Source organism: Candidatus Dadabacteria bacterium, assembly GCA_026706695.1.
Taxonomy (GTDB): domain Bacteria; phylum Desulfobacterota_D; class UBA1144; order Nemesobacterales; family Nemesobacteraceae; genus Nemesobacter.
In genome coordinates, this window is the sequence record JAPOYE010000080.1 from 1 (window position 1) to 6,336 (window position 6,336).

Sequence of the window (6,336 nt, forward strand, 5' to 3'; positions counted from 1 at the left end):
CCCATGAAGTGTTCGGAAAAGTCCCCTCGGGAAGAATCCTCACGAAGGGCGAGTTCTCGTAGAATTGTCCCAGGGCGTCCAGCAGTTCCCGGGTCTTATGGCTTCCCGAGAGGTTTACGTATATTGTCGAGAGTATCCCCCTGTTTATCGGTACGAGATGCGGGGTGAAGGCGACTTCCACCTTGCTGCCTAGAAAATCCGAGAGTCCCTGTTCTATTTCAGGGGCATGGCGGTGCTCGCCTACCTTGTAGGCTTTCATTGCTTCGGAGACCTCGCAGAAATGAAGATCAAGCGAAGGGTTCCTTCCCGCTCCCGAAGCTCCGGATTTGGAATCAATTATGATTCCCTCTGTCTCCACCATGCCGTTTTCAAGAAGCGGCGCGAGTGGAAGGATCGAAGAGGTGGGATAGCATCCGGGGTTTGCCACCAGTTTTGTCTCCGATATCCGTTCCGCATGCAGTTCGGGGATTCCGCAGACGGCGTTTTCGAGAAGATGGGCGCACGGATGATCCCCGTACCAGTCCCTGTAGGTCCCTTCCCTGAGGCGGAAATCCGCCCCGAGATCAATTATCCTTACGTCCCTTCCGTAAATTTCTTCTATGAGCTCGGCCGATGCTCCGTGCGGAAGCGCGGCGAATACCACGTCGGTATCGTCCGGAATGAGCGAGGGATCCGAACTGCTGAGATCGAGATCGGTTATTTCTCCAAGGTGCGGAAATACCTCGGCCAGGGCACGACCTGCGTGCCTCGCCGCTGTTAAATGCGAAATGCTGGCCCGGGGATGTCCCCTGAGGAGCCTTATGAGCTCCGCTCCCGTGTAGCCGCTTGCTCCCAGAATACATACGTTAAGATTTTCCATCACGGTGAAACGATACTACGGGAATCAGAAAAACTCAATCCGCGCCCCGGCAATTCAGAGATTTGTCCTGGGGGTGGGATGAGCGACCTTAAATTCTCGATGTCCGTTCCGGAATTTCCAGGGGTTTTCGGGGAATTAGGCGGCGTTTTATTATCCGGTACAATTACCAGAGGCGTTTTGAGGCTGTGGTTTACCGCAGACCGGGTGGAAACTTCAAAGACATACGCTTGATCAAGTTCCCGTACGCTCGGGATCATAGTTGGGCACACACCAGGAATTGTCGACCGATTCTCTATGCACATCGCCGATTTTTCAGTAAGAAACTCCTTTTTCGTGAACCTGCTGATGGGAGCCATATTACTTATAGGGCTTCTGTTTTCATTCTCCCTTCCCCTTGAACTGTTCCCATCGGTAAAACTCGAAATGGTGACGGTGACCACATCTTTTCCGGGTTCTTCCGCCGAAGACGTCGAGAATCTTGTAAGCGTTCCCATTGAGCAGCAGATAAAGAACGTCTCCGGCGTCAAGATCGTAAAATCCGTTTCTTCCGAAGGGTTCTCGCGCGTTACGGCTGAGGTTTACCCGGGTGAAGACACCAGAAGGATCGCCTGGGAGATTGATTCCAAGATCAACCTGATAGCAGACGATCTTCCCGAGGACACAGAAGAACCCGTAACAGAAGAGCAAAAGGCGAGTTTTCCGCTGGTGAGCGTTTCGGTTTCAGGGGACATGCCAAGAGATATTCTCTATAGCAGTGCCAGAAGACTGCGGGATGAGCTTGCGCTTTTAGACGGCATTGACAACGTGACTTCCGTCGGACTGCCTGACCCGGCAATATGGGTGTATCTGGATTACCCGAAGATGGTGCAGTTTGAACTGGGGATTAAGGAGATTTCAGATGCCGTCAACACTAGAAATCTGGATATCCCCGGGGCGAATTTTACTGGGAACAGTACTGATTTTCTGCTTAGAACCGAGGGGAAGATAAGATCTGTGGAGGATCTTCTAGATATTCCGGTTGCTAGGAGCGTTGAGGGTAAACATGTTCTGCTCCGCGATGTGTCGACGGTCGCTCTCGGAGAACAGCGAGAGGACCTGAGATCGAGGATAAACGGCCGTCCTGCGATTACCTTCTGGGTGGAGAAGCAGAAAGACGTTGATATCCTCGATACCGTCGACCGCATAAGGGAGCTTACCGAAAGGTACGAAAGCGAGCTCCCCGAAGAGGTGGAAATAACCCTGGCGTTTGACAGGTCACACTGGGTGAAAAGTCGTCTTCGGACCATGCTTAAAAGCGGGGGTCTGGGGTTTGTTCTGGTAGTAATCCTTCTCACTCTTTTTCTTGATCGCAAGGCGGCCTTTATAGCCGCCCTGGGGATTCCTGTTTCCTTCTTGGGGGCCGCGATATTAATGAAGATGACCGGCACAACGCTCAATGTCCTTTCCATGTTCGGTCTTATAATGATGCTGGGTATGGTGGTGGATGACGCCATAATCGTTGTTGAGAACGTCCAGAGATATATATCAAGGGGAATGGAGCCGCTGAGGGCGGCGGTGGTGGGGACAAAAGAGGTTGCCTGGCCAGTGGTCGCGACTGTGCTTACCAATATTGCAGCGTTTACCCCCCTTCTTCTTGCCACGGGGTTAATCGGACAGTTTCTTTCCGTAATTCCCAAAGTTGCTATCTTCGCTCTCTGTTTCTCCCTTTTCGAAGCCTTGCTGATCATGCCGTCTCACTGCGCCGACTGGCTTCCGGCAAACGGCACAACGAGATCTCCTCGCGGAAACGCGCCGCTTCTGCGCGTAAGAGGTCTGTATCTGCGGGGACTTCTGTTTGCGCTTAGAAACCGCTATGCGGTAATAGGATGTTTCACGGTTATCTTTGCCGTTTCGGTCTTTATGTTTGTCCGGATTCCCAACGTGATGTTCTACCTTCATGATATCGAGGAGATAATGGTAAGGGTTGAGAATCCACCCTCATCCAGTCTGGAGCATACAACCGCTTCGGTAGCCCAGGTGGAGGAAGCCGTGCGCCACAGCATCCCTGCTCATGTTCTTAAGAACACGTTGTCCATGGTTGGACTCGATATGTCGGACCCTGACAATATGTTTTCCAAGGGAGACCACGTAGCCTCGGTTCTGGTTGAATACGAGGATTACTCCGCCAGAAGAGAAAACGCGGTCGAACTCTCTGAGATTGCGGAAAGCAGGGCAAGGGAAACGGTTACCGGAGCCAAACAGGTTGATTTCCTCATGACGGTAGGTCCTCCTACCGGGAAACCGGTGGACGTCAAAATAAGCGGGGATGACATACCGGTGCTGATGGAAATAGCTTCCCGGGTCCGGGAGTATCTGAGCAGTCAGCCGGGGGTGAGTGCCGCGACCAGCAATCTTGTTTACGGAAAGTCCGAGGCGAGAGTTGAGATAGACGAGAGAAAAGCCGGGGTGTTCGGTATTGACAAGTGGAACGTGTCGCGGGAAATCAAGGCTCTCGGAGACGGTCTCACAGTTGCGAAGACCAGAGTGGGCGAGGAAGAGGCTGAGATAAATCTGCGATACGGAAGAGGCGAGTCCAGTGTTTTCTCGGTGAAATCGCACCAAGTCCCAACTCCTCTCGGAAGGCGGGTTCCTATCGGCACCGTGGCGGAGATAACGGAGTCCAAGACGCCGCTTGAGATAAGGAGGGAGAAGCTTCGAAGAACGGTAACCGTAACAGCCGAAGTGGACAACCAGACGACTACTTCAAGGGAGGTAAACGCGAATCTTTCCCGTCACCTCGACGGTCTTCTGGAGAACTACCCGGGCTACTCGTTTCGGTTCGCAGGGGAGGAGGAGCAGTATACTCAGGCTATAAGCGACATAAAAAAGGCGTCGCTTTTGGCTTTACTTCTCATTTATCTCATTCTCGCAAGCATACTGCGTTCCACCTTTCAGCCCCTTATAATAATGAGTGTGCTGCCTTTTTGCATTACGGGAGTGATCATAGCGATTCTGCTGCGCGGCGAACCCATGACGCTTCCCGCCATAATAGGAATGGTTGCACTTCTGGGAATAGTGGTGAACGACAGCTTGCTGCTGATGAATTTTATCAACCGAAGGGCGAAAAAGATGCCGAGCAAGGTGGTAGCGATAGTATTTTCCGCTAGGTATCGTTTCCGCCCTATAGTCCTCACCACGCTTACGACCTTCTCGGGACTTTTCTCCCTGATGTTTGCTTACAAGGGCCAGGCGGGCATTCTCGCTCCGATGGCGGCTTCCCTGGGATTCGGACTTGTTTTCTCGACTTTCGTCATACTTTACCTTGTGCCCTGTCTTTATCTGGTTCTTGACGATATTGGCAAGCGGTTGCGGTATTTCACTCATCTGAGGACCTTGGGGCTGGGTGAAAGGGATTCCCTGCAAATTAGTTAATGACTAAGTGCCCTGTACAACTACAAAAGTCCTTCTGGGGGGCTAAGCGACTGAAGACCGGGCGGAAGAGACCGATTAAAAACCGTTATGCTCGGTAGTTTGTGTATACGCTAGGGTGATTCAGTCACGCGACGAAATACGGTATTCTTTTCAAATTGACTTCTCTATTGACTAACAGCAGGCAAGTGTATAGTTTTTGCGAAGTTCAAAGTCAAGTTTCGGAGGTTTTGCGATGTCCATCAAGGTTGGAATAAACGGGTTTGGAAGAATAGGAAGACACGTACTCAGAATCGGTCTTGGCAGAGAAGACCTTGAGTTCGTGGGCATAAACGATATTACGGACACCGAGACTCTGGCCTATCTTTTCAAGTACGATTCGGTATTCGGCCGCTATCCGGGAGAGGTCGAGTGCAACGGCGAGGGAATAACCGTAGATGGAAAGTTCATAAAGGTGTTTTCGGAGAGAAACCCTGCGAATATTCCCTGGGCCGAAACTGGAGCACAGGTTGTAGCGGAGGCAAGCGGCATTTTCAGAACCCGCGAGGCCGCCGCGGCGCACATGGGCGAGACCGTGAGAAAGGTGATAATTACCGCGCCGGCAAGCGGCAAGGTGGATTTCACTACGGTAATGGGCATAAACGATGACGACTACGAGCCCGAAGGTCACGATGTGATTTCAAATGCGTCCTGCACGACCAACTGCTTCGGTCTGCTGGTCAAAGTTCTCCACGAAAATTTCTCGATCAGGCGTGGGGAGATGACCACGATACATTCCTATACGAACGATCAGAGGATACTCGACACTCCGCATAAGGATAAAAGAAGGGCAAGAGCGGCTGCACTCTCCATTATTCCTACCAGCACGGGGGCCGCAAACGCCATACAGCTTGTCTTTCCGGAGCTTAAGGGGAAACTCTCCGCGGTCGCCGTACGGGTGCCCACGCCCAACGTGTCGCTTGTGGATTTTACCTGCGAAGTGGAAAAAGGAACTTCCGCAGATGATGTGAATTCCAAATTCAAGGAAGCGGCCGAAGGAACGCTTAGCGGTTACCTTGCTTACGTCGAGGACGAAATCGTTTCTTCCGATCTTGTGGGAGATACCCATTCCTGCTCTTTTGACTCAATGCTGACTTCAGTGGTGGAGGACAATCTGGTCAAGGTTGTCGCCTGGTACGACAACGAGTACGGATACACCTCAAGAGTAGTTGATCTTATAGAACTCGTGGGGGAAACGCTTTGAAGAAAAAGCTTCTTGTGACCGACCTTCCCTGTTCGGAGTACGAGGGGAAAAGAGTTTTTGTAAGGGTTGATTTCAATGTTCCCGTAAACGGCGGAAAAATAACTGAAGATTACAGGATAAGACGTACTATCCCCACGATTGATTACCTTACAAGATGCGGGGCTAGGGTAATACTTGCTTCCCACATGGGAAGGCCGAAAGGACGCAGGATAGAAAATCTTTCAATGGCTCCGGTGGCGGAAAGGCTTAACGAGTTTCTGGGGGTCAAGGTCCGTTTTCCGGGCGCGGTTGTCGGCAGAAAGGTTGAGAACGCCTCCAAGAAACTCAAAAACGGCGAGGTAATGCTCCTTGAGAATCTCAGGTATCACAATGAAGAAGCGGAAAACGATGCGGATTTCTCGCGGAAACTGGCCTCTTTGGCCGATATTTACGTGAACGAAGCTTTCGGCACCTCGCACAGGGCCCACGCCTCCACCTACGGAATGACCGCTCACTTCGAGAAAAAGCTCGCGGGTCTTATGGTGGGAAACGAAATAAAGTTTCTGAGCCGTCTGATAAAGAGACCAAAAAAACCCTACTTAGTCATTGTCGGGGGCATGAAGATAAAGGACAAGATAGGGGCACTCAAGAACATAATAAAGAAGGCGGACAGGGTTCTTGTGGGCGGTGGGGTGGCTTATACTTTTCTTGCGGCGCGCGGGGTTAGCGTCGGGAAATGTTCCGTGGAGAAAGAGATGATTTGCTGGGCCCGGGAAGCCCTTGAAACCTACAAGGAAAAAATCCTTCTGCCCGTTGATCACGTGATGGCGGAGGCCGCCGGCGACAG

General features: G+C 51.7%; 4 protein-coding genes. 3 read left to right on the forward strand and 1 reads right to left on the reverse strand.

The window, feature by feature from the left end:
* The coding region (gene argC, locus OXG10_05845) for an N-acetyl-gamma-glutamyl-phosphate reductase (protein ID MCY3826886.1) at positions 1–859 on the reverse strand (859 nt) is incomplete at its 3' end.
* Between the two features lie 294 nt (positions 860–1,153).
* Here argC and OXG10_05850 point away from each other — a divergent pair.
* From OXG10_05850 to OXG10_05860, 3 genes are all read left to right on the forward strand, one after another.
* On the forward strand, positions 1,154–4,270 hold the full coding sequence (locus OXG10_05850) for an efflux RND transporter permease subunit (GenBank protein ID MCY3826887.1): 3,117 nt from the start codon (positions 1,154–1,156) through the stop codon (positions 4,268–4,270).
* Between the two features lie 232 nt (positions 4,271–4,502).
* Positions 4,503–5,510: a type I glyceraldehyde-3-phosphate dehydrogenase gene (gene gap, locus OXG10_05855; GenBank protein MCY3826888.1), complete on the forward strand. Its 1,008-nt coding sequence runs from the start codon at positions 4,503–4,505 to the stop codon at positions 5,508–5,510.
* Positions 5,507–6,336 (forward strand): phosphoglycerate kinase (locus OXG10_05860; GenBank protein MCY3826889.1); only part of this gene is annotated, 830 nt, incomplete at its 3' end. The genes gap and OXG10_05860, both read left to right, overlap by 4 nt.